This is a genomic window from Kitasatospora sp. NPDC058406, from assembly GCF_042722765.1.
Taxonomy (GTDB): Bacteria; Actinomycetota; Actinomycetes; order Streptomycetales; family Streptomycetaceae; genus Kitasatospora.
This window is the reverse complement of record NZ_JBHXKE010000069.1, coordinates 1-26350: the sequence shown is the minus strand read 5'-3', so window position 1 is coordinate 26350 and position 26350 is coordinate 1. Positions and strand designations below refer to the sequence as shown.

25 protein-coding genes are annotated in these 26350 nt (G+C 74.3%); 20 read left to right on the top strand and 5 right to left on the bottom strand.

What is annotated here, in order from left to right; translation table 11 throughout:
* The first annotated feature begins 135 nt into the window (after positions 1 to 135).
* The 10 genes from tatA to ACFWOG_RS15965 all read left to right on the top strand — a co-directional run bounded on the left by tatA (position 136) and on the right by ACFWOG_RS15965 (position 10242).
* Positions 136 to 447 carry a Sec-independent protein translocase subunit TatA gene (gene tatA, locus ACFWOG_RS16010; RefSeq protein ID WP_329874977.1) on the top strand — a complete coding sequence of 104 codons (312 nt, stop codon included), beginning with the start codon at positions 136 to 138 and terminating at the stop codon, positions 445 to 447.
* 152 nt (positions 448 to 599) lie between these two features.
* The gene (tatC, locus tag ACFWOG_RS16005) at positions 600 to 1490 is read left to right on the top strand and encodes a twin-arginine translocase subunit TatC (protein WP_380358810.1); all 891 of its coding nucleotides are present in this window, start codon (positions 600 to 602) and stop codon (positions 1488 to 1490) included.
* 137 nt (positions 1491 to 1627) lie between these two features.
* Positions 1628 to 2800, top strand: a complete 1173-nt coding sequence (locus ACFWOG_RS16000; protein ID WP_380358797.1) for an NAD(P)/FAD-dependent oxidoreductase — start codon at positions 1628 to 1630, stop codon at positions 2798 to 2800.
* A 98-nt stretch (positions 2801 to 2898) separates the two neighbouring features.
* Positions 2899 to 3213 carry a (2Fe-2S)-binding protein gene (locus ACFWOG_RS15995; RefSeq protein WP_329874983.1) on the top strand — a complete coding sequence of 105 codons (315 nt, stop codon included), beginning with the start codon at positions 2899 to 2901 and terminating at the stop codon, positions 3211 to 3213.
* Positions 3194 to 4711, top strand: a complete 1518-nt coding sequence (locus ACFWOG_RS15990; protein ID WP_380358794.1) for an NAD(P)/FAD-dependent oxidoreductase — start codon at positions 3194 to 3196, stop codon at positions 4709 to 4711. The genes ACFWOG_RS15995 and ACFWOG_RS15990 overlap by 20 nt, the downstream gene beginning before the upstream one ends.
* 118 nt (positions 4712 to 4829) lie before the next feature.
* Positions 4830 to 5693 carry a dihydrodipicolinate synthase family protein gene (locus tag ACFWOG_RS15985; protein WP_380358807.1) on the top strand — a complete coding sequence of 288 codons (864 nt, stop codon included), beginning with the start codon at positions 4830 to 4832 and terminating at the stop codon, positions 5691 to 5693.
* Positions 5694 to 5790: 97 nt separating this feature from the next.
* On the top strand, positions 5791 to 6795 hold the full coding sequence (locus ACFWOG_RS15980; RefSeq protein WP_329874987.1) for a proline racemase family protein: 1005 nt from the start codon (positions 5791 to 5793) through the stop codon (positions 6793 to 6795).
* A gap of 44 nt (positions 6796 to 6839) precedes the next feature.
* Positions 6840 to 8204 (top strand): aldehyde dehydrogenase family protein, encoded by a 1365-nt coding sequence (locus tag ACFWOG_RS15975; protein WP_329949757.1) that lies wholly within the window; start codon positions 6840 to 6842, stop codon positions 8202 to 8204.
* A complete protein-coding gene (locus ACFWOG_RS15970) occupies positions 8204 to 9241 on the top strand; it encodes a proline racemase family protein (protein WP_380358790.1) in 1038 nt (345 codons plus the stop codon). The genes ACFWOG_RS15975 and ACFWOG_RS15970 overlap by 1 nt, the downstream gene beginning before the upstream one ends.
* Complete coding sequence (locus ACFWOG_RS15965; protein ID WP_380358787.1) at positions 9238 to 10242, top strand: ornithine cyclodeaminase family protein; 1005 nt, start codon at positions 9238 to 9240, stop codon at positions 10240 to 10242. Before ACFWOG_RS15970 ends, ACFWOG_RS15965 begins: the two co-directional genes overlap by 4 nt.
* A gap of 313 nt (positions 10243 to 10555) precedes the next feature.
* Here the strand turns inward: ACFWOG_RS15965 and ACFWOG_RS15960 are convergent, their stop codons facing one another.
* Complete coding sequence (locus ACFWOG_RS15960; RefSeq protein ID WP_380358784.1) at positions 10556 to 11134, bottom strand: TetR/AcrR family transcriptional regulator; 579 nt, start codon at positions 11132 to 11134, stop codon at positions 10556 to 10558.
* 107 nt (positions 11135 to 11241) lie between these two features.
* Between ACFWOG_RS15960 and ACFWOG_RS15955 the strand changes: the two genes are divergently transcribed.
* Together ACFWOG_RS15955 and ACFWOG_RS15950 are read left to right on the top strand one after the other, a co-directional pair.
* The gene (locus tag ACFWOG_RS15955; protein ID WP_380358781.1) at positions 11242 to 12186 is read left to right on the top strand and encodes an NAD(P)-dependent oxidoreductase; all 945 of its coding nucleotides are present in this window, start codon (positions 11242 to 11244) and stop codon (positions 12184 to 12186) included.
* A 165-nt stretch (positions 12187 to 12351) separates the two neighbouring features.
* Positions 12352 to 13065, top strand: a complete 714-nt coding sequence (locus tag ACFWOG_RS15950; RefSeq protein WP_329874995.1) for a GntR family transcriptional regulator — start codon at positions 12352 to 12354, stop codon at positions 13063 to 13065.
* 352 nt (positions 13066 to 13417) lie between these two features.
* Here ACFWOG_RS15950 and ACFWOG_RS15945 read toward each other — a convergent pair whose 3' ends face one another.
* Together ACFWOG_RS15945 and ACFWOG_RS15940 are read right to left on the bottom strand one after the other, a co-directional pair.
* On the bottom strand, positions 13418 to 14098 hold the full coding sequence (locus ACFWOG_RS15945; RefSeq protein WP_380358777.1) for an ABC transporter ATP-binding protein: 681 nt from the start codon (positions 14096 to 14098) through the stop codon (positions 13418 to 13420).
* Positions 14095 to 15171: an ABC transporter permease gene (locus ACFWOG_RS15940; protein WP_380358775.1), complete on the bottom strand. Its 1077-nt coding sequence runs from the start codon at positions 15169 to 15171 to the stop codon at positions 14095 to 14097. Before ACFWOG_RS15940 ends, ACFWOG_RS15945 begins: the two co-directional genes overlap by 4 nt.
* A 164-nt stretch (positions 15172 to 15335) precedes the next feature.
* Between ACFWOG_RS15940 and ACFWOG_RS15935 the strand changes: the two genes are divergently transcribed.
* From ACFWOG_RS15935 to ACFWOG_RS15925, 3 genes are all read left to right on the top strand, one after another.
* Positions 15336 to 16553, top strand: coding sequence for a sensor histidine kinase (locus ACFWOG_RS15935; protein WP_329874999.1), 1218 nt, complete (start codon positions 15336 to 15338; stop codon positions 16551 to 16553).
* Complete coding sequence (locus ACFWOG_RS15930) at positions 16550 to 17200, top strand: response regulator transcription factor (protein ID WP_329949763.1); 651 nt, start codon at positions 16550 to 16552, stop codon at positions 17198 to 17200. The genes ACFWOG_RS15935 and ACFWOG_RS15930 overlap by 4 nt, the downstream gene beginning before the upstream one ends.
* A 65-nt stretch (positions 17201 to 17265) precedes the next feature.
* Positions 17266 to 18312: a nitronate monooxygenase gene (locus ACFWOG_RS15925; RefSeq protein ID WP_380358771.1), complete on the top strand. Its 1047-nt coding sequence runs from the start codon at positions 17266 to 17268 to the stop codon at positions 18310 to 18312.
* On the opposite strand, the gene ACFWOG_RS15920 is transcribed toward ACFWOG_RS15925, so the two are convergent.
* Together ACFWOG_RS15920 and ACFWOG_RS15915 are read right to left on the bottom strand one after the other, a co-directional pair.
* Positions 18272 to 18682, bottom strand: a complete 411-nt coding sequence (locus tag ACFWOG_RS15920) for a MerR family transcriptional regulator (protein ID WP_329949765.1) — start codon at positions 18680 to 18682, stop codon at positions 18272 to 18274. The genes ACFWOG_RS15925 and ACFWOG_RS15920 overlap by 41 nt on opposite strands.
* 143 nt (positions 18683 to 18825) lie before the next feature.
* Positions 18826 to 20301, bottom strand: coding sequence for an aminopeptidase P family protein (locus ACFWOG_RS15915; RefSeq protein WP_329949766.1), 1476 nt, complete (start codon positions 20299 to 20301; stop codon positions 18826 to 18828).
* A 274-nt stretch (positions 20302 to 20575) separates the two neighbouring features.
* Between ACFWOG_RS15915 and ACFWOG_RS15910 the strand changes: the two genes are divergently transcribed.
* The 5 genes from ACFWOG_RS15910 to ACFWOG_RS15890 are packed head-to-tail and all read left to right on the top strand — an operon-like array spanning position 20576 to position 26258.
* Entirely contained in the window at positions 20576 to 22327 is a 1752-nt protein-coding gene (locus ACFWOG_RS15910; protein ID WP_329949767.1) for an ABC transporter substrate-binding protein, read from the top strand.
* A gap of 13 nt (positions 22328 to 22340) precedes the next feature.
* Positions 22341 to 23300, top strand: a complete 960-nt coding sequence (locus tag ACFWOG_RS15905; protein WP_329875011.1) for an ABC transporter permease — start codon at positions 22341 to 22343, stop codon at positions 23298 to 23300.
* On the top strand, positions 23297 to 24283 hold the full coding sequence (locus tag ACFWOG_RS15900; protein ID WP_329875013.1) for an ABC transporter permease: 987 nt from the start codon (positions 23297 to 23299) through the stop codon (positions 24281 to 24283). Before ACFWOG_RS15905 ends, ACFWOG_RS15900 begins: the two co-directional genes overlap by 4 nt.
* On the top strand, positions 24283 to 25284 hold the full coding sequence (locus ACFWOG_RS15895) for an ABC transporter ATP-binding protein (RefSeq protein ID WP_329949769.1): 1002 nt from the start codon (positions 24283 to 24285) through the stop codon (positions 25282 to 25284). The genes ACFWOG_RS15900 and ACFWOG_RS15895 overlap by 1 nt, the downstream gene beginning before the upstream one ends.
* Complete coding sequence (locus ACFWOG_RS15890) at positions 25281 to 26258, top strand: oligopeptide/dipeptide ABC transporter ATP-binding protein (RefSeq protein WP_329875017.1); 978 nt, start codon at positions 25281 to 25283, stop codon at positions 26256 to 26258. Before ACFWOG_RS15895 ends, ACFWOG_RS15890 begins: the two co-directional genes overlap by 4 nt.
* The last annotated feature ends 92 nt before the right edge of the window (positions 26259 to 26350 follow it).

Below are 26350 nucleotides of genomic sequence, written 5' to 3'. Positions count from 1 at the left end.
CGCTCTCAGCAGGCTCCTGAGTGCGAGGGGGCCGCTGTCCTGTTCGGGCGGCCGTCGTCACGGTGTCATCCGCAGCGGTTACCATCCCCGCAGCGGGCGGCCCGCCGGTGCCGCCGAGACTGAAGGTGGTCGAGCATGCGGATCTCGCCGATCGCGATTCTGGTGGTCGTGGTCCTTGCCATTCTCCTCTTCGGGGCCAAGCGCCTGCCCGACCTGGCGCGTTCGCTCGGCAAGTCGATGCGGATCCTGAAGAGCGAGACCCAGGCGATGCGTTCGGAGGGGGCGGCGGACGCCTCGGCCCCGCCCGCGCCGGCGGTGGCCGACGACGTCGCCGCGAAGACCATCCAGTCCGCGCCGGGGGCGTCCGCGACCTCCCGGCCGGTGAGCGAGCAGCCCTCGGGACGGTCCGCCGGTGCTGCCGCGTCCGACGGCGGCCGGGCGCACTGAACACGTCCCGCCGTGAAGACGCGCACGCGAGGCACGCGACGCACGCGACCACTGGAGGCCCGCCGACCGGCGGGCCTCGACGCACGAGTTGAGGACCGGGGTTGAGCAAGCTCACCAAGGCGCAGAAGGCGCCCAAGGATCCCGAGGGGCGGATGGCCCTCGCCGACCACCTGCGGGAACTGCGGAACCGCGTGGTCAAGTCGGTCCTGGCGATCGTGGTGTTCACGATCGTCGCGCTGATCTACCACAAGCAGATCGAGTCGTTCCTGCTCAAGCCCCTGCCGCAGTGCACCCCCGAGGTCATCCTCGAATCCGAGGGCCGTTGCGCACAGGTCTCCACCATCGGCCTGACCGCGGGCTTCAACTGGATGCTGAAGGTCGCCCTGACGGCGGGTGTGGTCGCCACCGTGCCGGTCTGGCTGTACCAGCTCTGGGCGTTCGTGGCGCCCGGCCTGCACAAGCACGAGCGCAAGTACACGGTCATCTTCATGGTGTGCGGTGCGCCGCTGTTCCTGGCGGGTGTCGGGCTGGCGATCCTGCTGCTGCCGATGACCGTCGAGGTGCTGATCTCGTTCACCCCGAACGACACCACGCCGATCCTGCCGCCCGCGGACTACTTCGACATCGCGACCAGGCTGGTGCTGGTCTTCGGCCTGGCCTTCGAGTTCCCGCTGCTGCTGGTGATGCTCAACCTGGTGGGCGTCGTCACCGGTAAGCGGCTGCTCGGCTGGTGGCGCGGCATGGTGATGGGCATCACCGTCTTCGCGGCCTTCGCCACCCCGAGTGCGGACCCGCTGAGCATGCTGGCGCTGGCCGCGCCGATCTGGGCGCTGTACTTCGTCGCGGTGGGTATCGCGATGATCAACGACCGTCGCCGGGCCCGCCGCAACCCGGACCTGGAGCTGAGCGACGAGGAGGCGTCCCACGTCGACCTCACGGTGGCGCCGGTCTCCGGGGCCGAGGCGATCGAGGCCTCCGGCACGCCGACCGCCTCCGCGTCGGTGCCCGCGGCCCGGCAGGAGCAGATGGACGACATCACCTGATCCGACCGGGCCGAGCGTCCCGGAAGCCCCGACCTGCCGCATCGCGGCGGGTCGGGGCTTTTTCGCGGGCGGTCCGCTCCCGGCGCGGCGGGGCGGGCGGTCTTGGCACGATGCATGGCATGTGACATATTACTGCCGTGTCCCACTCCCAGAGACTCCTCCCCGACGTCGTGGTGGTCGGCGCCGGTGTCGTCGGCGCCGCCTGCGCGTACTACGCCGCGTCCGCCGGCCTCGCGGTCGCCGTCGTCGACCGCGGCCCGGTCGCGGGCGGAACCACCGGCGCCGGCGAGGGCAACCTGCTGGTCTCCGACAAGGAGCCCGGTCCCGAGCTCGACCTCGCCCTGTACTCCACCCGGCTCTGGCGCGAGATCGCCGAGGAGCTCGGCACCGCCGTCGAGTACGAGCCCAAGGGCGGGCTCGTGGTCGCCTCCACGCCGGCCCGGCAGGACGCGCTGCGCGCCTTCGCCGCCGAGCAGACCGCCGTGGGCGTCGCCTCCGAGGAGATCCCCGGCGAGCGGCTGCGGGAGCTGGAACCGCACCTCGCGCCCGGACTGGCCGGCGGGTTCCTGTACCCGCAGGACGCCCAGGTCCAGCCCGCGCTGGCCGCCGCCCACCTGCTGCGGGCCGCCCGGGCGGCCGGCGCCCGGCTGTACACCGGCGAGACCGTCCGGGCGGTGCGTCTGGCGGCCGACGGCACCGTGCGCGGCGTCGAGACCGACCGGCGGCGACTGGACGCGCCCGCGGTGGTCAACGCCGCCGGCACCTGGGGCGGCGAGCTGGCCTCGCTGGCCGGCGTCCACCTCCCGGTGCTGCCCCGGCGCGGCTTCGTGCTGGTGACCGAGCCGCTGCCGCGGATCGTCCGGCGCAAGGTGTACGCCGCCGACTACGTCGCCGACGTGGCCAGCGGATCGGCCGCGCTGCAGACCTCGGCCGTGGTCGAGGGGACCCCGGGCGGGCCGGTGCTGATCGGCGCCAGCCGGGAGCGGGTCGGCTTCGACCGGACGCTCTCGGTGGAGGTGCTCCACCGGCTGGCCGTGCAGGCGGCGGCGCTCTTCCCGGTGCTGGCCGGAGTGAGCGTGATGCGCGCCTACCGGGGGTTCCGTCCGTACCTGCCGGACCACCTGCCCGCGATCGGCGCCGATCCGCGGGTGCCCGGGCTCTACCACGCCTGCGGCCACGAGGGCGCGGGCATCGGGCTGGCCCCGGCCACCGGGCTGCTGATCGCCCAGCAGCTCGTCGGCAAGGCACCCGAACTGGACCTCACGCCGTTCCGCGCCGACCGGTTCCCGGTCGCCGGCGGCCCCTCGTGACCTGCGCGGAGCGCTGACCGCAATCCGCACGGTGCCCGCACGCACCGGGACGACGGCGCTCGCGCGCCCCAGGATGAGCTGAACGGAGAACCCCACCCATGCGCCGTACCCCCGCCGACCTGGTCCGGGCCGAACCCGGGCCCGCGCACACCATCGAGTTCGACGGCCGGTCCGTGCCCGCACTGCCCGGGCAGACGATCGCCGCCGCGCTCTGGGCCGACGGCGTGCTCGCCTGGCGCACCACCCGGGTCGGCGGGAAGCCGCGCGGGGCGTTCTGCGGGATCGGCGTCTGCTACGACTGCCTGGCCACCGTCGACGGGCAGCCCAACCGGCGCACCTGCCTGCTGCCGGCCGAGCCCGGCACCACCGTCACCACCCAGGAGGGCCACGGCCGTGCCGACCTCGCCGTCTGAGTCCGCCGGAGCCGCGGGATCCCCCGCGGGCACCGGACCCGCCGAAGCCGCGCGGGCGCCGTACGACCTCGCGGTGATCGGGGCCGGGCCGGCCGGCCTGGCCGCCGCCGTGACCGCCGCTGACCTCGGGCTGCGCTGCGCCCTGCTCGACGCGGGAGAGCGCACCGGTGGCCAGTACTACCGCCACCCCGCGCCCGGCCTCGGCGCCGCCCGGCCGGACCGGCTGCACCACGGCTGGTCCGTCTACACCGGCCTCGCCGACCGGCTCGACGCCCACCGGGCGGCCGGGCGGGTCGAGCTGCTGGCCGGCCACCAGGTCTGGGCGCTGGAGCGGGCGGGGGACCGGGACTGGCGGCTGCACGCCACCACCGGACCCGCCGCCGACGACCGGGCCACCGTCCGGTCCGCGGCCGTGCTGCTCGCGACCGGCGCCTACGAGCGGCAGCTCCCCTTCCCGGGCTGGACGCTGCCCGGAGTGGTCACCGCCGGTGGTGCGCAGGCCATGCTCAAGGCCGGTCTGGTCCTGCCCGGCCGGCGGATCGTGGTGGCCGGCAGCGGTCCGCTGCTGCTCGCCGCGGCGTCCTCGCTCGTCACCGCCGGGGCCGAGGTGCCCGCGGTGGTCGAGGCCACGAACTACCTCGGCTACGCCCGGCGCCCCGGTGTGCTGGCCGCCGTCCCGGCCAAGCTGGTCGAGGGCGCCGGGCACGGTTCCGCACTGCTGCGGCACGGCGTTCGGCTGCGCCGCAGCAGCGCGGTGGTCGAGGCGCACGGCACCGACCGGGTCACCGCCGTCACGGTGGCCCGGCTGGATGCCGAGTGGCGGCCGGTGCCCGGCACGGAGCGGCGGATCGCGTGCGACGCGCTCGCCGTCGGCCACGGGCTGCTGCCGCAGATCGAGCTGGCCACCGAACTGGGGGCGGCGACCCGGACCACCCCCGACGGGACCGCCGCGCTCACGGTCGACGCCCGGCTGCGGACCACCGTGCCCGGCCTCTGGGCGGCCGGCGAGGCCTGCGGCGTCGGCGGCGCCGACCTCGCGATCGCGGAGGGCGAGCTGGCCGCGCACGCGGTGGCGGACCGTCCGGTGCGCACCGCGCTGCTGCGGCGGCGGACCCGGCTGCGGGCCTTCGCCGAGCTGATGGCCGCCTCCCACCGGCCCGGCCCGGGCTGGACCGGCTGGCTGCGGCCGGACACCGACGTCTGCCGCTGCGAGGAGGTGCCGGCCGGTGTCATCCGGGAGGCGGTGGAGGAGCTGGGCGCGGGAGACGCCCGCACCGTGAAGCTGCTGACCAGGGCCGGGATGGGCTGGTGCCAGGGCCGGATGTGCGGTCCGGCGGTGGCCTGCCTCGCCGGTGCCGGTGGTGGCGCCGGTGCCGGTGCCGGTATCGGCGAGGAGGAGGTGCGGCCGGACAGCCGCCCGTTCTCCTGCCCGGTCCCGCTCGGGCAGCTCGCGGCCGAACCGCACGGGGACGGGCCGCAGGGCTCGGACCTGGACTGAACTCGCCGGTCGGGGACTCTTGTCTCCACCGCGCGATCTCTAATAAAATGTCACACCTCACCAAGGAGAAGCTGTGTCCCACACCCCGCACGACACCACCCGGCCCTGGCGCGGCATCATGGTCGCCACCACGATCCCGCTGCGCGAGGACCTCTCCGTCGACTACGACGCCTACGCCGACCACGTCCGCTGGCTGATCGAGTCGGGCTGCGACGGCGTCGTCCCCAACGGCTCGCTCGGCGAGTACCAGACCCTGACCGCCGAGGAGCGCGCCCGGGTCGTCGAGGTCGCCGTCGAGGCCGCCGGTGACGGCTCCCGCGTCATGCCCGGTGTGGCCGCCTACGGCAGCGCCGAGTCCCGCCGCTGGGCCGAGCAGGCCGCCGAGGCCGGCGCCGGCTCCGTCCTCCTGCTGCCGCCCAACGCCTACCGGGCCGACCACGACGCCGTCCGGGCGCACTACGCCGAGGTGGCCAAGGCCGGCGTCCCGATCGTGGCCTACAACAACCCGATCGACACCAAGGTCGACCTCGTCCCCGCGCTGCTCGCGCAGCTGCACGGCGAGGGCTCGATCGTCGCGGTCAAGGAGTTCAGCGGCGACGTCCGCCGGGCCTACGAGATCGCCGAGCTGGCCCCGGGCCTCGACCTCCTGATCGGCGCCGACGACGTGCTGCTGGAGCTGGCCCTCGCGGGTGCGGTCGGCTGGATCGCCGGCTACCCGAACGCGCTGCCCGCGGCGAGCGTCGCGCTCTACCGGGCCGCCGTCGCACGCGACCTGGACACCGCGCTGCCGCTCTACACCTCGCTCCACTCGCTGCTGCGCTGGGACTCCAAGACCGAGTTCGTCCAGGCCATCAAGCTCTCCATGGACATCGCCGGCCGCCCCGGCGGTCCGGTCCGCGCCCCCCGCGGGCCGCTGACCCCGGAGGTCGAGGCGGCCGTCCGTGCGGCCACCGAGAAGGCCCTGGCCGAGGGCCACGCGTAACCGCCGCTCCGAACGTCCGGTGTCCGGGACGGCCGGCTGCGGGGGCAGCCGGCCTCCGGCCCCACCATTCACCCCCACCCCCACGGAGCTCCGCCAGATGCGCACCCGCCACGTCTTCCACGCCGTCGACTCGCACACCGAGGGCATGCCCACCCGGGTCGTCACCGGCGGGTTCGGCGTCATCCCCGGTGCCACCATGGCCGAACGCCGGGTCCACTTCCAGCAGCACCTCGACCACTTCCGCACCCTGCTGATGTACGAGCCGCGCGGCCACGCCGCGATGAGCGGCGCCGTCCTCCAGCCGCCGACCCGGCCCGACGCCGACTTCGGGGTGCTCTACATCGAGGTCTCCGGCCTGCTGCCGATGTGCGGGCACGGCACCATCGGCGTCGCCACCGTGCTGGTCGAGACCGGGATGGTGCCGGTGGTCGAGCCGGTCACGACCGTCCGGCTGGACACCCCGGCCGGCCTGGTGATCGCCGACGTCGCGGTCGAGGACGGCGCGGCCACCTCGGTCACCATCCGCAACGTGGCGTCCTACTCCGTGGCGCTGGACCGCACGATCGAGGTGCCCGGGTACGGCACCGTCGGCTACGACCTCGCGTACGGGGGCAACTTCTACGCCATCCTGCCGCTCGCCGAGTTCGGGATCCCCTTCGAACGCGAGCGCAAGCAGGACATCCTGGACGCCGGCCTGGCGCTGATGGAGGCGATCAACGGGAGCCCGGACCGGCCGGTGCACCCGGAGGACCCGTCCATCCACAGCTGCCACCACGTCCAGCTGCTCGCCCCCGGCTCCACCGCCGAGCACTCCCGGCACGCCATGGCCATCCACCCCGGCTGGTTCGACCGCTCGCCCTGCGGCACCGGCACCTCGGCCCGGATGGCGCAGCTGCACGCGCGCGGAGAGCTGCCGCTCGGCCGGGACTTCCGCAACGACTCCTTCATCGGGACGACCTTCACCGGGCGCCTGGTCGAGGAGACCGAGGTGGCCGGACGGCCCGCGGTCGTCCCCACCGTCACCGGGCGGGCCTGGATCACCGGCACCGCCCAGTACTTCCTCGACCCCAGCGACCCGTTCCCGGCCGGCTTCCTGCTCTGAAGCCCGCCGCCTCATCCGCCGACCCCCCTGAAGGGCTTGTTGCCGTGACGATCCGTTCGTACAACCCCGCCGACCCCGCGGACCTCGTCGCCGAGGCGCCCGCCCCCGGTGCCGAGGCCGTCGAGGCCACCGTCGCCCGCGCCCGTGCCGCGCAGCCCGGTTGGGTCGCGGCCGGCGCCGGCGGTCGCTCGGCCGCGCTCACCCGGATCGCCGAGGTGGTCGAGGCGCACGCCGAGGAGCTGGCCGCGCTGATCGTGCGCGAGGTCGGCAAGCCGGCGGCCGAGGCACGTGGCGAGGTGGCCCGCACCGCCGCGATCTGGCGGTACTACGCGCAGGCGCCGTACGCGGCGTCCGGCGCCGTGCACGAGACCGCCGCCGGGCCCGGGCTGCTGCTCACCCGCCGCCGCCCGTACGGCGTGGCCGGGCTGATCACGCCGTGGAACTTCCCGCTGGCGATCCCCACCTGGAAGGCCGCACCGGCGCTGGCCGTCGGCAACACCGTGGTGCTCAAGCCGTCCTCGGAGGCGATCGGCTGCGCGAAGCGCCTCGCCGAGCTGGTCGCCGAGGCCGGGCTGCCGGACGACGTCTTCACCGTGCTGCCCGGCGGCGGGGCCGAGGGCGGGACGCTGGTCGGCGCCGCGGACGTGGTCTCGTTCACCGGCTCCACCGGGGTCGGCAAGCAGGTCGTCCGGACCGCCACCGAGCGGGGCACCCCGGTCCAGGCCGAGCTCGGCGGGCTGAACGCCGCGCTGGTCCTGCCGGACGCCGACTTCGAGCAGGCCGCCGCCCACCTGGCCGCGGCGATCGCCGGGTACGCCGGGCAGAAGTGCACCGCCACCAGCCGGGTGATCGCCGTCGGCGAAGCCTACGAGCCGCTGCGCGCCGCGCTGGTCAAGGCGCTGGCGCAGGTCGACGAGACGGCCTGCGGGCCGGTCATCAACGCCGCCTCGCGCGACCAGATCACCGAGGCCCTCGCCTCCGCCCGGGAGGCCGGCGCCGAGGTGCTGGCCGGCGGCGGCGTCCCGGACCGGGCCGGCTGGTACCTGGACCCGACCCTGGTCGCCGGGGTGCCGGACGGGCACCCGCTGCGGCGCGAGGAGTTCTTCGGCCCGATCGCCGTGCTGCACGCCGCGGCCGACCTGGACGAGGCGGTCGCGCTCGCCAACGACACCCCGTACACGCTGGCCGCCTCGGTGCACACCCGCAGCCTGGACGTCGCGCTCGCCGTCGCCGACCGGCTGGACGCGGGCATGATCCGGGTCAACGCGCCGTCCAGCGGCGTCGACTTCCACCTGCCGTTCGGCGGCGCCAAGGGCGCCAGCCACGGTGCGCGGGAGCAGGGCGAGGCCGCGCTCGACTTCTACACCCAGGGCCGCACGGTCACCCTGCTGCCGGCGGGCGGTGCCTGATGCGGGTCGATCACGTCGACACGGTCGACTACCACACGGCCGGCGAGCCGTTCCGGATCGTGGTCGGTGGCGCCCCGGTCGTCCCCGGGGACACCGTCGCCGAGCGGCGGGCGATCGCGATCGGCGCGGGCGGCACCGCCACCTCGCCCCGGCCCGGCCCGCTGGACGAGGTGCGCCGGCTGCTCACCCGCGAACCGCGCGGGCACGCCGGGATGTACGGCGGGTTCCTGGTGCCGCCGGACGACGACGAGGCCGACCTCGGCGTGCTCTTCTGGCACAAGGACGGCTACTCGACCGCCTGCGGTCACGGCACCATCGCGCTCGGCGCCTGGGCGGTGGACTCCGGGCTCGTCCCGGCGCCGGAGTTCGGCGTCGCCCGGGTGCGGATCGACGTCCCGTCCGGCCGCGTCACCGCGCTGGTCCACCGGAGCGGCGGGCGCACCACCGGGGTGACCTTCCGCAACGTCCCGGCCTGGGTCGGCGACCTCAAGGTCCCGGTCGCGACCTCGCGCGGGACCGTCGAGGTGGCCGTCGCGCACGCCGGGGCCTGCTACGCCTCGGTGCCGGCCGCCGCCCTGGGGCTCTCGGTCAGCCTCGACCGGCTGCCCGAGCTCACCGCGGCCGGGCGGGAGATCCAGGCCGCGCTGGCCGACGAACCCGCGGTCCAGCACCCGGTGGACCGCCGGCTGTCGGGCGTCTACGGCGTCATCCTGTACGAAGAACTCCCCTCCGCCGACGGCGGGTTGAACCAGCGGAACGTCACCGTCTTCGCGGACGGGCAGATCGACCGCTCGCCGTGCGGCTCCGGCACCTCGGCCCGGCTCGCCGTGCTCGCCGCCGAAGGCAGGCTCCTGCCCGGGCAGGAGCTGCGGCACGAGTCGATCGTCGGAACGGTCTTCGGCGGCCGGGTCCTGGCCGGCGGCGACCCGTGGGGCGACGGGGTGGTCACCGAGGTGACGGGCCACGCCTACCGCACGGGGGAGCACCGGTTCCTGCTCGACCCCCGGGACGAGCTCGGCGTGGGGTTCCTGCTGTGACGGGCGAGCTCCGGGGCGGCCTCGGGCCGGTCGGCGCGGACGCCCCGCCGCCCGCCGCGCCGGTCGGTGAGGTCGGCCCGGCCGGTCAGGTCGGTCAGGTCGGTGAGGTCGGGCAGGGCGCCGTCGGGCTGACCCCGGCCGAGGCCGTCGCCGCGATCGAGCAGGTGCTCCTCGACGGGCTGGACCCGGAGGCCGGGCCCGCCCGCTCGGCGATGCCGGTGCCGGCCGGCGAACTGCTGCTGATGCCGGCCGCCTCCGCCGCGTACACCGGGGTCAAGATCGCGGGAGTCGCGCCCGCCAACCCGGCGGCCGGGCTGCCCCGGATCACCGGCAGCTACCTGCTGCTCGACGGTCCCACCCTGCAGCCCGTCGCCCTGCTCGACGGCGCCGCGCTCACCGCGCTGCGCACGCCGGCCGTCACCGCGGCCGCGCTGCGCCGGCTGGCCGCGCCGGACGCCGCGCACCTGGTCCTCTTCGGGGCCGGCCCGCAGGCGTACGGGCACCTGGACGCGCTGCTCGGCGTCCTGCCGCTGACCCGGGTGACGGTGGTCGCCCGCAGCGAGCGGCCGGCCGAGGCGCTGGCCCGGTACGCCCGGGCGCGCGGCCTGGCCGCGGCCCTCGGCACGCCGGCCGACGTGGCCGACGCCGACGTGGTGGTCTGCTGCACCACGGCGCGCACGCCGCTGTTCGACGGCTCGCTGGTGCCGGCCCGCGCGGCGGTGGCGGCGGTCGGCTCGCACGAGGTGGACGCCCGCGAGGTGGACGAGCTCCTGGTCGGCCGGTCCGCGCTGTACGTGGAGGCACGGTCCGCCGCGCTCCGGGAGGCCGGCGACCTGCTGATGGCGGGCGTCACGGCCGCCGACGAGCTGTGGAACCTGGCCGAGCTGGTGCGCGGCGAGGCGCCGGTGCCGGCGGACCGCCCGCGCTTCTTCAAGAGCGTGGGGATGGCCTGGCAGGACCTTGCCGTGGCGGCGGAGGTGCATCGGCGCGGTCTGCGCTGATCTTCCGCCGGGGTGCCCGGGCCGACGGCCCGGGGCCCGGAGGTCCGGCACGTCGAGTGCGCCCCGTGCGGCCGGCGCGCTCGGCGTGCCGGGCGTCAAGTCCCGTTACTCGGACACTGGTTGGTCGTTGGAGGAGTGGGCCGGAGCTGCGGCCGACGCACCGGGAGGGATCCCCGGTCGCGTCGGCCGCTTTTGTGTGTCCGGCCGGTCGGCGGTGCGGTGCCTGAGCGGTGGGGTGCCCGGGCGGTGGGGTGCCCGGGCCGTGCGGTGCGTGGCCGGCGGGGTGCCCGGGTGTCGGGGGGCCGGGGGCGTCCTACCGGTAGGTGGCGATCAGGCGGGCCAGGTGGCGGCCGGTGAGGTGGAGCGGTTCCTCGCTGCGGGCCACCTGGGCGGCCAGCTCCGCACCCTCCAGGGTGTTGATGACGGTGGCGGCGAGTTCACGGGCGTCGGTGAGGCCGATCCCGGAGGTGTGCAGCTTCTCCTCGACGATCGCGCGCCAGTGCGCGAACGCCTCGACGACGGCCTCCTCGATGACCGGGGCCCGGCCGACCGTCTCCAGGGCGGTGGTGGTGATGGGGCAGCCGTCCTGCCACCCGGAGTCGCGCAGCGCGTCGGCGAGCAGGCGCGTGCACGCGATGACGGCCTCGGCAGGGTCGGCCGCGCTGTCCAGTCCGGTGCGGAGCAGCCCGGCGAACTCCTGGTCGCCGTGGCGGATCGCCTCGGCGGCCAGCTCCTGCTTGCCGCCGGGGAAGAAGTGGTAGACGGAGCCGAGGGTGGCCTCCGCCTCGCGGGAGATCTGTTTGATGCCGGTGCCCTCGTACCCCTGGCGCTGGAGCAGCCGGGAGGTGGCCCGGACGATCCGCTCGCGGGTGCCGGTGGTGGTCGTCTTCACGACGGCGAGTCTAGCCGGTCGAATGGATAGAGCGTTCGTTCCAGGGCCGTGCTAGCTTCCTCCTGGATAGAGCGTTCGTTCTAGCGAACCCTTCGGAGGGGATTCCCATGTCTGCCGCCCAGCCCGCCCGATACGCCCAGTACGCCGAGGGGGCGGCGAGGTCCGTCACCCTGATCGGTCTCGGCCCGATGGGCCGCGCGATGGCCGCCGCCTACCTGGACGCCGGATACGCCGTCACCGTGTGGAGCCGGACCGCGGGCCGGGCCGGGGAGCTGGTCGCCCGGGGCGCCGTCCTCGCGCCGGGGGCGGCCGAGGCGGTGGCCGCCAACGACCTGGTCGTCCTGAGCCTCACCGACTACGACGCGGTGTTCGCCGTGTTGACCGCCGCCGAGTCGGAGCTGCGCGGCAAGGTCGTCGTCAACCTCAGCTCGGACACCCCCGAGCGCGCCCGGGAGGCCGCCCGCTGGCTCGCCGAACGCGGCGCCGCCCACCTGACCGGTGGCGTCCGGGTGCCGCCGTCCGGCATCGGCCGGCCGGAGTCGGACACGTTCTACAGCGGGCCGGTCGAGCCCTTCCGGGAGCACCGGCCCGCCCTGGAGGTGCTCACCGGCGCCGACTACCGGGGCGACGACCCCGGGCTGGCCCAGCTGTACTACCAGATCCAGATGGACCTCTTCTGGACCTCGCTGGCCGGCTACCTGCACGCCACCGCCGTCGCGGAGGCCAACGGCATCTCGGCCGAGGAGTTCCTCCCCTACGCCGCCTCGACGGCCGCCTCGATGCCCGGATTCCTGTCCTTCTACGCGCTCCGGATCACCGCCGGGCACCACGGGGGTGACGTCGACCGGCTCGTCATGGCCGCCGCCAGCCTCGATCACGTCCTGCACACCGTGGAGGCGTCGGGGGTGGACGGTGCGCTGCCCCGGCTGCTGGCGGACACCTTCCGGCGCGGCGTCGAGGCCGGGCACGGCGGGTCCAGTGCGACCAGCCTGATCGGGCTGTTCAGGGGGGAGGGCGCGACGGAGGCGGGGGGAGGGGCGGCCGGGGAGTGACGCGGGTCCGGGGCCGCCGACCGTTGCCACCGGTCGGCGGCCCTGCCACGATGGGGTCCGGCGCAAGATCCGACCGCTGACGGGATCTCCGAATCGCGGACTGTTGCACACTCAACGTAACGTGACATTGTACGCTGGTGTTCTGCACCCACCCGGAGGAACACCATGGCCGACCTCAAACCCCGCACCCTGATCTCCGTCCAGGAGCGGCTGCGCGACCAGGTCGCCCACGCGCTCCGCGCCGCCCTGATCTCCGGTGAACTGCGCCCCGGCGTGGTCTACTCCGCGCCCGCGCTCGCCGCCGACTTCGGCGTCTCCGCCACCCCCGTCCGCGAGGCCATGCTGGACCTCGCCCGCGAGGGCCTGGTCGAGGCCGTCCGCAACAAGGGCTTCCGGGTCACCGAGCTGACCGAGCGCGACCTCGACGACTTCACCGAGATCCGCGCCCTGATCGAGGTCCCGACGGTCGGCCGGGTCACCCGCTCCGCCACCGCCGAACAGTTGGAGGCGCTGCGCCCGCAGGCCGAGGCCATCGTCGTCGCGGCCGGCAAGCACGACCTGATCGGCTACCTGGAGGCCGACCGCCAGTTCCACCTCGACCTGCTCGGGCTGGCCGGCAACGCCCGCCTGGTGGAGGTCGTCGGCGACCTGCGCAAGCGATCCCGCCTCTACGGCCTCAACCGGCTCGCCGAGCGCGGCGAGCTGGTCTCCTCGGCGGAGGAGCACCTGGCGCTGCTCGACCTGATGATCTCCGGTGACGCCGACGCCGCCGAGGCCTGCATGTCCCGTCACCTCAGCCACGTCCGCTCGCTGTGGGCGGAGGGCCAGGAGGAGGCCGCGGAGGAGGCCCGCCCGGCGCTGCGCCTCCGCGCGCGGTAGGGCACGGTAGGGCGGAGTCACCCGGACGGGTGCGTTCCGGCGATCGGGCCGGGGAACGGGCCGGGGAACGGGCCCGGGTCCTACGATGATGTTCCCGACATCGGCAGCGCATGTACGACCCGGCGGTGTTCCGCCTCGTCCTGGAGGTCACGTCGTCGAACCTGAGTGACGACCTGAAGAAGAAGCCCTCCGCGTACGCGCCCGCCGGGGTGCCCGTCAGGGCGGCGACCACCGCGTGCACGCCGTCCACCGCCCCGGGCAGTCGTTCACCCTGCCCGAGTCGATCGGGGCCCCGGTGACGCTGTCGGTGGACGACGTGCTGGCGGCGAAGACGTAGGACCCGTCAGGGGGGTCAGACCGCCGCGGGGACGGTGAGGCGTCCGTCGTGGACCTCGGCGACCTGGTCGACCGCCGTCAGGTGGGTCCGGTCGTGGGTGACCAGGACGGTGGCCGTGGCACGCCGGTGGGTGAGCGCGGTCAGCAGGTCGAGGACGGCGGCCCCGCGTTCGTGGTCCAGGGCGCTGGTCGGTTCGTCCACCAGCAGCACGGTCGGATCGTTCATCAGCGCGCGGGCGATGTTGACGCGCTGGCGCTGACCGCCGGACAGCTGGTGCGGGCGGCGGGTCGCCTGCCCGCGCAGGCCGACCGCGTCCAGCAGGTCCAGCGCCCGGGGGAGCGCGGCACGCGGGGAGCGGCCGTCCAGGTGGGCCATCACCTGGAGCTGTTCGGCCGCGGTGAGCGAGGGCAGCAGGTTGGGCTGCTGGAAGACGATCCCGATCCGGTCCCGGCGCAGCGCGGTGAGCGCGGCGCGGCCCAGCCCGGCGGTCTCGGTGCCGTCCACCACCACCCGGCCGGAGTCCGGGGCGATCAGCGTCGCGGCGACCGCCAGCAGGCTGGACTTGCCGGAGCCGGACGGACCCACCACCGCCGTGACCGTGCCCTTCGGGACGGTCAGCGAGACCTCGTCCAGGGCGGTCAGCCGGCCGTCGCCGTCGGGGTAGGTGAGGGTGATGCGGTCGAGGTGCAGGCTCATCGGACGCTCCCCAGAGCGGTCAGCGGGTCGACGGAGGTGATCCGGCGGACGGACAGGGCCGCGCCGACCGCGCCGAGCGTGATCATCACGGCGGCCGGGACGAGCACGGTCGGCGCGTCCAGGACGAACGGCACGGCCGAGCCGATCAGCGCGCCGGCGCCGGCCGCGATCGCGGTGCCGGCGGCGGTGCCCAGGAGGAGCAGCACCACCGCCTGGCCGAGGGCGTCCCGCAGCAGGTAGCGGGTGGAGGCGCCGAGCGCCTTCAGGACGGCGATGTCGCCGCTGCGCTGGATCGTCCACACGGTGAAGAACGCGCCGATCACCAGGGCCGAGATGGCGAACAGGAAGCCGCGCATCAGCTGGAGCGAGCCGTTCTCCGAGGTGTAGGAGCCGATCGCGGCGAGCGAGTCCGCCCGGCTGCGGGTCTCGGTGCCGAGGCGGGCGTCGGCGGCGGCCAGATCGGCGCCGGAGGCGGTGGTGAGCGCGACCACGGTGGCGTGACCCGCGCCGCCCGGCGCGGTCTGCTGCCAGTCGGTGAGGCTCGCCCAGACGACCGGGGTGTGGCTGAACGAGGCGTCGCCCGCCACCGCCGCGACCCGGAGCGGCCGACCGGCCAGCGTGAACGCGTCGCCGGGGCGCAGACCGCCGAGGTCCTGTGCGGCGGTCTGCGACAGCACCGCCCGGCCGGGGCCGAGCAGCGCACCCTGCGGGGCCAGCGCCGAGCCGTCCGGTACCCCGAAGACGGAGAGCGCGGCGCTACGCGGACCGGCCGCCGCCCTGGTGGTCGTGATGCCGAGCGGCTGCGCGGAGGTGACGCCCGGGACCCGCGCCCACTCCTGCCACTGCTCGGGAGTCAGCCGGGAGTCGGTGAAGGAGAGCTTCTGCCCGTCGGCCGGTCTGGCGAAGGCCAGGTGGTCGGCGGGCAGCCCGGTGACCGCCGAGACGTTCTGCCGGCCCAGCCCGGCGGTCAGCCCGGACAACAGGCCGACCAGCACGGTGATCAGTACGATGACGGTTCCCATCAGGGCGAACCGCCCCTTGGCGAACCTCAAATCCCTCCAGGCGACGAACACCTTCGGCCCTTCTTCCCGACGCGTTTTCCGACACTGACGAGACTGGCCGGGGAGGGCGCCTCCGGGCATCGCACCGGGGATGGGAACCTCCGCATCGAAGGGCCGGGGCGGAGCTCAACCCTTTGATTGATGCCGGATGCGGCCGAGGACCCTACGCTGGACGGATGGCGACCGAACGACCACGAACCACCCCCGTCGCCCGCATGCTCCAGGTCTGCCTGCACCTGTCGGTGGCGGGCCTGCTGGCGCTGGCCGTCGCGCGGGCCGCGGTCGGCCGGGGCGGTGACCTCGCGGCCGTCACCTCCGCCGCCACCGCGATGGCCGCCGTCTACGCGGCCGGACCGCTGATCGGCGCCGTCCGCCGCTCCCGCCGGGCCTCCGTGCTCTGGCTGGCCCTGCTCGGCGTCACCTGGGCGGGTGTCCTCGTCGCCACCCCGGACGGGGTCTGGGTGGCCTTCCCGCTGTACTTCCTGGAACTGCACCTGCTCGGACGCCGGGCCGGACCGGCCGCGGTGCTGCTCACCGCGGTCGCCGCCATCACCGCGTACTCGGCGCACGAGCACACCGTCAGCGTCGCCGCCGCGATCGGGCCTTTGCTGGGGGCCGCCGTCGCCGTCGCCACCGTCCTCGGCTACCAGGCGCTCTACCGGGAGAGCGAGGAACGCCGCCGGCTCATCGACGAGCTCACCGCCGCCCGCGCGGACCTCGCCGCCGCCCACCACGCGGCCGGCGTCCTCGCCGAACGCGAGCGGCTCGCCCGGGAGATCCACGACACCCTCGCGCAGAGCCTCACCAGCATCCAGTTGCTGCTCCGGGCCGCGCAGCGGGCGCTGCCGGAGCGGACCGGGGCCGTCGCCGAGTACGTGGAGCAGGCCCGGCAGGCCGCCCAGGACAACCTCGCCGAGGCGCGCCGCTTCGTCCGCGCGCTCACCCCGCCCGACCTGGAGAGCGGCTCGCTGCCCGACGCGCTGGAGCGGCTCTGCGCCACGACGTCGGTGCGCAGCGGACTTCCCGTGCGGCTGCACGTCTCCGGGGAACGGGTCCGGCTGCCCGTGCCGCACGAGGTGGCGCTGCTGCGGATCGCGCAGTCGGCGCTCGGCAACACGGTGCGGCACGCCGGGGCGACCCATGCGGAGATGACGCTCGGCTTCACGCCGGGAGAGGTCGCGCTGGACGTGGTGGACGACGGGGCGGGGTTCGACCCGGAGGCCCTGGCCGAGGCCGGCCCGGGCGACGGCGACCGCGGGTTCGGGCTGCCGTCCATGCGGGCCCGGGCCCGGTCGCTCGGCGGGACCTTCGCGGTGGAGTCGGCGCCGGGCGAGGGCACGGCGCTCGCCGTACTGTTGCCGGTGCCCGCTGCCACCCCGGAGGAGTCCGCATGACCGACGGCACGATCGGCCTGCTGATCGCCGACGACCACCCGGTGGTCCGGGCCGGCCTGCGGGCCGTCCTGGAGAGCGAACCGGGCTTCGTGATCGTCGCGGAGGCGGCCACCGCCGAGCGGGCCGTCGAACTGGCGGCGGACCCGGGTGTCGACGTGGTGCTGATGGACCTGCAGTTCGGGGCCGGCTCGGCGATGAACGGGGCCCAGGCCACCGCGGCGATCACCGCCCGGGGCGCGGGGGCGCCGCGGGTCCTGGTCGTCACCACGTACGACACCGATGCGGACACCCTGCCGGCGCTGGAGGCCGGGGCCACCGGCTACCTGCTGAAGGACGCGCCGCCGGAGGAGCTGGCCCGGGCGGTCCGGTCCGCGGCGGCCGGGCGGTCGGCGCTGGCGGCCACGGTGGCGGACCGGCTGCTGGAACGGATGCGGACGCCGGCGGCGGCGCTGAGCGTCCGCGAGACGGAGGTGCTGGGGCTGGTCGCGGACGGGCTGACCAACCAGCAGATCAGCCGGGAGCTGCACCTCAGCCAGGCCACGGTGAAGTCGCACCTGGTGCACGTCTACACCAAGTTGGGGGTCGAGTCGCGCACGGCCGCGGTACGGGCGGCGCGGGCCGGGGGACTGATCCGCCGGGGGGCGTAGACCGCCGGGGCGTAGGGTGGTGGCTGTTCGAACCGCTCTGTTACACCTCGGTGGAGGACCTCCGGATGGCCGTCCGACTCGACGCACTCGACCGACTCGCCGTGCCCGTGATCGCCGCGCCGATGGCGGGCGGGGCGTCCACACCGGAGCTGGTCGCCGCGGTGAACGGCGCCGGCGGGCTCGGCTTCCTGGCCGCCGGGTACCGGAGCGCCGCCGCGATGCTCGAACAGATCCACCGGGTACGGGAGACGACGGACCGGCCGTTCGGCGTCAACCTCTTCGTGCCCGCGGAGCCGGGAGACCCGGCGGCCGTCGCGGCCTACCGGGACCGGCTCCGGCCGGAGGCCGAACGGCACGGCGTGACGCTGCCGGAGACGATCGCGCCCGACCGGGACGACTGGGACGCCAAGATCGCCGCGCTGCTCGCCGGGCCCGCCCCCGTCCCGGTGGTCTCCTACACCTTCGGGCTGCCCTCCGCCGAGGAGGCGCGGGCGCTGCGGGCCGCGGGGAGCTTCCAGGTCGGCACGGTGACCACCCCCGAGGAGGCCCGACGGGCCGAGGCGGTCGGGATGGACGCGCTCTGCGTCCAGGGTCCGGAGGCCGGCGGGCACCGGGCGACCCACCGGGTGGCGGACCGCCCGGGTGACCAGCCGCTGCTCGAACTGCTGGCCGGCGTCCGGGCGGTGACCGGACTGCCGCTGATCGCCGCCGGCGGGCTGGCCGACGGCCCGGCCGTCGCGGGCGCGCTGCGGGCCGGCGCGGTGGCCGTCCAGCTCGGGACGGCGCTGCTGTGCGCGGACGAGTCCGGGGCGTCGGCGGCGCACCGGTCGGCGCTGGCGGAGTTCGAGGAAACGGTGGTGACCCGGTCGTTCACCGGGCGCCCGGCACGCGGCCTGCGCAACGCGTTCATCGACCGGTACGAGCCGTACGCGCCGGCCGCCTACCCGGAGGTGCACCACCTGACGCAGCCGCTGCGCGCGGCGGCGACCCGCCGTGGGGACACCGCGGCGATGCACCTGTGGGCCGGGACGGGCCACCGGGCGGCGCGCGGCGGGCCGGCGGCGGAGCTCGTCAAGGAGCTGTGGGAGCGGGCTCGGGCCGCGGGTCGGTGAGCACCGCGCGGTAGTGGCCGATCTTGGCCCGGATGCGGCCCTGCTGCCGTCGCAGATGGGCGATCTGCTCCTCGACCCGGGCGTCGTGCTCCTCCAGCACGGCGAGCCGCTCGGCGACCGTGAGGTCCCCGCTGCGTGCGAGTTCGGTGAAGCGGAGCATGCCGGCGATGGGCATGCCGGTGTCCCTCAGGCACCGCAGCATGCCGAGCCAGGCGAGGTCGTGCTCGCTGAACAGCCGCCGCCCGGTGCGGTCGCGCTGTACGGCGTCCAGCAGCCCGATCTTCTCGTAGTACCGCAGCGTGTCGAGGCTGAACCCCGACCGCGCCACCGCCTCCGCGGGCGACAGCATCTCCGTACCGGCTCCACTCATGCGGCCGATCATCCCACCGGACATGAGCGCGCCACCGGGGCGTGCGGCAGCGGAGGTCGAGGTCACGGTGCGGCAGGGGGATCGGACGATCAAGGTCGCCTGAGGCCCCCTGCCGCGGGGCGGGCCGGTCGGCCCGCCCGGGATCAGGCGAGGAGGTCGGCCATCCAGGACTCGATGCCGGCGACGGAGCGCGGCAGGGCGCCGGACATCAGGCGGGCGCCGTCGGCGGTGATGACGAGGTCGTCCTCGATCCGGATGCCGAGACCGCGCAGCTCCAGGGGGAGGGTCTCGTCGTCGGGCTGGAGGTAGAGGCCGGGCTCGACGGTGAGGACGTGGCCCTCCTCCAGGACGCCGTCGAGGTAGGTCTCGGCCCGGGCCTTCGCGCAGTCGTGGACGTCGAGGCCGAGCATGTGGCCGGTGCCGCAGAGGGTGTAGCGGCGGTAGAGGCCGCTGTCCTCGGCGAGGGCCTCCTCGGCGGAGACGCGCAGCACGCCCCAGTCGGCGAGGCCTTCGGCGATGACCCGCATGGCGGCGTGGTGGAAGTCGCGGAACCGGGCGCCGGGGCGCAGCGCGGCGATGCCGGCGCTCTGGGCGGCGAGGACGAGCTCGTAGGCCTGGCGCTGGACCGGGCTGAAGGTGCCGTTGAGCGGGAGGGTGCGGGTGATGTCGGCGGTGTAGAGGGTGTCGGTCTCCACTCCGGCGTCGAGGAGCAGCAGCGCGTTCGGGTCGATGGCGCCGTCGTTGCGGATCCAGTGCAGGACGCAGGCGTGCGCCCCGGTGGCGGCGATGGTGTCGTAGCCGATGCCGTTGCCCTCGGCGCGGGCGCGCAGGTTGAAGACGCCCTCGATCCAGCGCTCGCCGCGGTGGTGGCGCAGTGCGTCGGGCAGTGCGCGGACGACGTCCTGGAAGCCGAGCACGGTGTGGTCGACGGAGAGCTGGAGCTGCTCGACCTCCCAGGCGTCCTTGACCAGGCGCAGCTCGGAGAGGACGGCGGCCAGGGTGGCGTCGTTCTCGGCCCGGGCGGCGGCGCCGGGGCGGCCGGCGGCGGTGTCGAGTTCGCTGTCGATGCCGGCGAGCACGCGGGTGGCGGGCTGGGGGCCGGCGAGGAGCTTGTCGAGGTCGTCGAGGTGTTCGGCGCGGATGCCGGTGAGCCGGGCGGCCTCGTCGAGGTCGGGGCGGCGGCCGACCCAGAACTCGCCGTAGCGGCGGTCGCGGTAGAACTCGGCGCCGCGGACCGGGTCGCCGCCGCGGGGGGAGCGGGGGCGCAGGTAGAGGACGGGCTCGTGGCCGTCGGGACCGGTCGGTTCGAGGACGAGGACGTGGCCGACCTGGTCCTCGCCGGCGAGGCCGGTGAGCCAGGCGTAGGCGCTGTGCGGGCGGAACCGGTAGTCGACGTCGTTGCTGCGGACCTTGAGCCGGCCGGCCGGAACGATCAGCCGCTCGCCGGGGAAGGCGGCGGAGAGCCGGGCGTGGCGGCCCGGCAGCGCGGCGTGGGCGGGGACCCGGTTCGCGGCGGGGAGCGGGGTGGGGGCCCAGGAGGTGCCCATGAAGGCGTCGAGGGCGGGGGAGACGGGGAGGTCGTGGCTGCCGGTGTTGAGGCCGGTCTGACGGAGGGTCACCGGGGGTACTCCTAAGCGGGCTTCCTGGAACGGGATTTCCCTGATCTAGGCCCTTGCGGGTCGGGCGTCGGGCGATCGGGGCGCGGGGGCGGCACGGACACAGCTCGGTAACGGGTCGCGTCACCTCTTGTGCAGTGCAATTTCACATTACTATGTTACGGGTCACACCGAGGAGCGGCTAGACCCCTTGAGGTCGCCCTCCCGGCAGGACCCCGGATCACCCCGGGGCGGACGACGGGCCGGTCACGGTTGGCCCCCCACAGCGGAGTTGCACATGACCAGGCGTACCCAGGCTGCCCTCGCGGCGGCCATCGCGGCGACAATGACCCTCGGCCTCGGGGCCTGTGCCAAGGACAAGAGCGACACCGGCGGTGACGCCGCGCCGAGCTCCACCAAGGGTCCGGGCGCCGAGTCCGGCACGATCATCGGCGGCTCGCCGGTCAAGGGCGGCACCCTCACGGTGCTGACCAACCAGGACTTCGCCCACCTCGACCCGGCCCGCAACTGGGTGCTGCCGCACATGGACTTCGGCACCCGCCTGATCTACCGCACCCTGGTCACCTTCAAGGCCGAGCCGGGTGCCGCCGGCAACGAGATCGTCCCGGACCTCGCCACGGACACCGGCCGCCCCTCCGACGGCGGCAAGACCTGGACCTTCACCCTGAAGGACGGCCTCAAGTACGAGGACGGCACCCCGATCAAGTCCGCCGACATCAAGTACAACGTCGAGCGCTCGTTCTCCCCCGACCTCACCGGCGGCCCCGACTACGCCGTCCAGTACCTCGCCGGCGGCGAGAACTACAAGGGCCCGCTGACCGGCGAGCACCTGCCGAGCATCGAGACGCCGGACGACAAGACCATCGTCTTCCACCTCAAGCGTTCGGTCGCCGAGTTCGCCTACACCGCGACCCTGCCGACCTTCTCCCCGGTGCCGCAGGCCCAGGAGAAGGGCACCCAGTACGACATCCGCCCGTTCTCCTCCGGCCCGTACAAGATCGAGAGCTACGACCGCGGCAAGCAGCTGGTGCTGGTCCGCAACACCAACTGGGACGCCGCCAGCGACACGGTCCGCAAGGCCTATCCGGACAAGATCGTGGTGACCCAGGGCCTCAAGGGCGGCCAGGCCGACGACCGGATCATCGCCAGCGACGGCGCCGACGCCTCCGCCATCGAGATGCCGTGGATGCGCCCCGAGTCCGTGCCGAAGGTGCTGCCCAAGGCGGACGTCAAGGCCCGCATGGTGGCCGAGCGCACGGGTTGTACCGACAGCCTCTACCTGAACACCTCCAAGGCGCCCTTCGACGACCCGAAGGTCCGCGAGGCGATGATGTACGCCGTCGACCGGGAGAGCCAGGTCACCGCGTTCGGCGGCCCCGCGATGGCCGACGTCGCCACCTCCTTCCTGCCGCCGTCGCTGAACGGCGGCACCAAGGCCGACCCGCTGAAGATCCCGGCCACCGGAGACCCGGAGAAGGCCAAGGAGCTGCTGAAGGCGGCCGGCAAGACCGACCTCAAGCTCTCGCTCACCGTCTCGCTCGGTGACAAGACCCGCGGCGAGGCCCTCCAGCAGTCGCTGACCAAGTCCGGCATCCAGGTCACCGTCAACACCGTCGACCCGTCGGCCTTCGCCGACACGGTCGGCGACATCAAGAACGCCCCCGACCTGCTGATCCAGGGCTGGTGCCCGGACTACCCGTCCGCCGCGACCTTCTTCCCGTTCCTCTTCGACGGCCGGACCATCAAGGAGAAGGGCAACCAGGGCAACTACAGCCAGTTCCGTGACCAGGCCACGATGGACCGGATGGACCAGATCGCGGCCATGACGGACGTCAACGAGGCCAACAAGGCCTGGTCGCAGCTGGACGAGGACCTGATGAAGAAGGCCCCGGCCATCCCGCTGATGTGGCAGCGCCGCCCCCTGCTGGTCGGCACCAACGTGGCCGGCGCGTTCGGCAACTCCGGCTACGCAGGCATGATCGACATGGCCGTGATCGGCCTCAAGGACCCCGCGAAGAGCCAGGGCTGAGGGACCGTTCGCGATGAGTAGTACTTCCACTGAGCCCGCTGCCGCGCCCGTCGCGGCGGCGGGCCCCGCGAAGGCCGGGCGCGGGCCCTGGCGGCTGGTCTGGGACCAGCTCTGGGCCCGCGGCGCGGCCCGGTTCGGCCTGATCACGGTCGGGGTCCTGCTGCTGCTGGCAGCCCTGGCCAGTCCACTGAGTGCCCTCGGCGGCTGGTCCCCCGAGGAGTTCGACAAGCGGGCCATCGACCCGTACATGGGCGGCGTGCCCATCGGCGACTTCGGCGGCATCGGCGCCCGGCACTGGTTCGGCGTCGAACCGGTCACCGGCCGCGACCTGTTCGCGCGCGTCCTGCACGGCGGCCAGGTCTCGCTGCTGATCGCCTTCACCGCCACCGCCCTGGTCGTGGTCGCCGGCACCCTCGCCGGCATCGCGGCCGGCTACTTCGGCGGCCGCGTCGACACGGTGCTGTCCCGGTTGATGGACCTCACGATGTCGTTCCCGTCGCTGATCTTCATGATCGCGATGATGTCGGTGGCCAAGGACGTCAACCGGATCCTGCTGATGACCGTGGTGATCGGCATGTTCGGCTGGCCCGGCATCGCCCGGGTGGTCCGCGGCCAGACCCTCTCGCTCAAGCACCGCGAGTACGTCGAGGCCGCCAAGGTCGGCGGCGCCCGCTCCTGGCGCATCCTGACCCGGGAGATCCTGCCGAACGTCTCCGGCCCGATCATCGCGTACACCACGCTGCTGATCCCCGGCATGATCGCCACCGAGGCCGCGCTCTCCTACCTCGGCGTCGGCGTCCGCCCGCCCACGGCCTCCTGGGGCCAGATGATCGCCGAGTCCATCGTCCACTACGAGATCGACCCGACGTACTTCCTGATCCCGACGGCCTTCCTCTTCACCGCCGTGCTCGCCTTCACCCTGCTCGGCGACGCGCTGCGGGACATCCTCGACCCCCGGGGAGGCCGGTCGTGATCCTCTACTTCGGCCGCCGGTTGATCGGCGTGGCCGGCATCCTGCTGACCATCTGCGCCATCACCTTCACCATCTTCTACCTGCTGCCCAACGACCCGGCCGCGGCCGCCTGCGGCAAGACCTGCAGCCCCGAGCGGCTCGCCGAGGTCAAGGCCGCGATGGGCCTCGACGCCCCGATCTGGGAGCAGTTCGGCTCCTACCTCTCCGGCATCGTGGCCGGCCGCGACTACGGCAGCGGCCCGAGCGCCGTCCACTGCGGATTCCCGTGCCTCGGCTACTCCTACGAGTACTCGCTGCCGGTCTGGGACCTGCTCGTCGACCGCCTGCCGGTCTCCGTCTCGCTCGCCCTCGGCGCGTCCGTGCTCTGGCTGGCCCTCGGCCTCGGCGCCGGTGTCACCTCGGCCCTGCGCAAGGGCAGCCTCGCCGACCGCGCCCTGATGGTGCTCTCGGTCGGAACCGCCTCGCTGCCGGTCTACTTCACGTCGATCATGCTGATCTGGGGCGTCGTCCGGACCGCCGGCCTGCTGCCCTACCCGGCGTACCACCAGTTCACCGACGGCCCGCTCGACTGGGCCTCCAACCTGCTGCTGCCGTGGATCGCCCTGGCCCTGCTCAACGCGGCCATGTACGCCCGGCAGAGCCGCAACTCGATGATCGAGACCATGGCCGAGCCGTACATCCGCACGGCCCGCGCCAAGGGCCTGCCGGCCCGGACCGTCACCGTCAAGCACGGGCTGCGCTCCGGCATGACGCCGATCCTCACCATCTTCGGCATGGACCTCGGCGGCCTGCTGGCCGGAGCCGTCATCACCGAGTCCATCTTCGGCCTGCCCGGCGTCGGACGGCTCTTCTACGACGGCCTGCTCCGCTCCGACCAGCCCATCATCCTCGGCGTCACCCTGCTCGCGGCCTTCTTCATCGTGGTCGCGAACCTGCTGGTCGACGTGCTCTACGCGTACGTCGACCCGAGAGTGAGGTACTGATGACCGGTCTTCTGGAGGTTGACGACCTCAGGGTCGCGTTCAACACCCCGCGCGGCATCGTCCGGGCCGTCGACGGCATCAGCTTCGCCGTCGAGGCGGGGAGGACCCTCGGCCTGGTCGGCGAGTCCGGCAGCGGCAAGTCCGTCACCTCGCTCGCCGTCATGGGCCTGCACCGCGGCGCCAGCGTCACCGGCTCGATCCGGCTGAACGGCCAGGAGCTCAACGGCCTCGGCGAGAAGGAATTCGGCACCGTCCGGGGCCGGCGGATCGCCATGATCTTCCAGGACCCGCTCTCCAGCCTGCACCCCTTCTACACGGTCGGCGAGCAGATCGCCGAGCACTACCGGGTGCACTTCAAGGCCTCCCGCAAGGCCGGCCGGCAGCGCGCGATCGAGATGCTCACCGAGGTCGGCATCCCCGAACCGGCCCGCCGGGTCGACGAGTACCCGCACCAGTTCTCCGGTGGCATGCGCCAGCGCGTGATGATCGCCATGGCGCTCGCCTGCGAACCGGAGCTGCTGATCGCCGACGAGCCCACCACGGCCCTCGACGTCACCGTCCAGGCCCAGATCCTCGACCTGATCGCCCGGATCCAGCAGGAACGCGGCCTCGGCGTCGTGATGATCACCCACGACCTCGGCGTGGTCGCCCGGGTCGCCCACGAGGTCATGGTCATGTACGGCGGCCGGGCCGCCGAACAGGCCCCCGTGGACCGGCTGTTCGGCACCCCCGCGCACCCGTACACCCGAGGGCTGCTCGACTCGCTGCCCCGCCTCGACGACACCGACGACGCACCGCTGCGGGCGATCCCCGGCAGCCCGCCGTCGCTGATCGCCCCCGCCCCCGGCTGCTCCTTCGCCCCGCGCTGCGCCCGCACCGCCGCCGCCACCGCCGAGGAACACGCCCGCTGCCTGTCCGAGCGCCCGGAGTTCGGGCCGCTCGCCACCGGCCACCAGGCCGCCTGCCATCTGCCGCTGGTGCCGGAAGGAGTCCTCGGATGACCGAGCCCCTGCTGTCCGTCCGGGATCTCGTCAAGACCTTCCCGGGCCGGCGTACCCGTACCGGCCGGCCCGGTGCGCCGATCCGCGCCGTGGACGGGGTCAGCTTCGACGTCGGCGCGGGCGAGACCCTCGGCCTGGTCGGTGAGTCCGGGTGCGGCAAGTCCACCACCGGGCGCATGATCGTCCGGCTGGCCGATCCGACCTCCGGCACCGTGACCTTCGACGGCACCGAGATCGGCGCCCTGAGCCAGGCCCAGCTCCGCCCGCACCGGCGGGAGCTGCAGATGGTGTTCCAGGACCCGTACTCCTCGCTCAACCCCCGGCAGACGGTGGCCCGGATCATCTCCGAGCCGCTGCTGGTGCAGGGCACCGGCGCGGCCGACGCGCGCAAGCGGGCCGGCGAGCTGATGGAACTGGTCGGGCTCATCCCCGAGCACCTGGACCGCTACCCGCACGAGTTCTCCGGCGGCCAGGCCCAGCGGATCGGCATCGCCCGCTCGCTGGCCACCTCGCCCCGCCTGGTGGTCGCCGACGAGCCGGTCTCCGCGCTGGACGTCTCCATCCAGGCCCAGGTGGTCAACCTGATGGAGCGGCTCCAGAAGGAGCTGGGGCTGGCGTACATCTTCATCGCGCACGACCTCTCGGTGGTCAAGCGCGTCTGCGACCGGGTCGCGGTGATGTACCTCGGCCGGATCGTCGAGATCGGCGACAAGCAGCAGGTCTACGGCAACCCGGCGCACCCGTACACCAAGGCGCTGCTCTCCGCCGTCCCGCTGCCGGATCCGGCAGCGGAGCGGGCGCGCGAGCGGATCGTGCTGCTCGGCGACCCGCCGAGCCCGGCCGACCCGCCGCCCGGGTGCAGCTTCCACCCGCGCTGCCCGAAGGCCCAGGAGATCTGCCGGACCGAACGTCCGCTGCTGCAGATCGCCGGAACCGGCGGACGCGAGGCGGCCTGCCACTTCCCGGAGAACTGAGCCGGCCTCCGGGGCCGGGCCGGAGGCGCCGCCGTGCGCCGTCCGGCCGATCGAAGCCGCCGTACCGTCCGACCCCCACGGAGGACGGTACC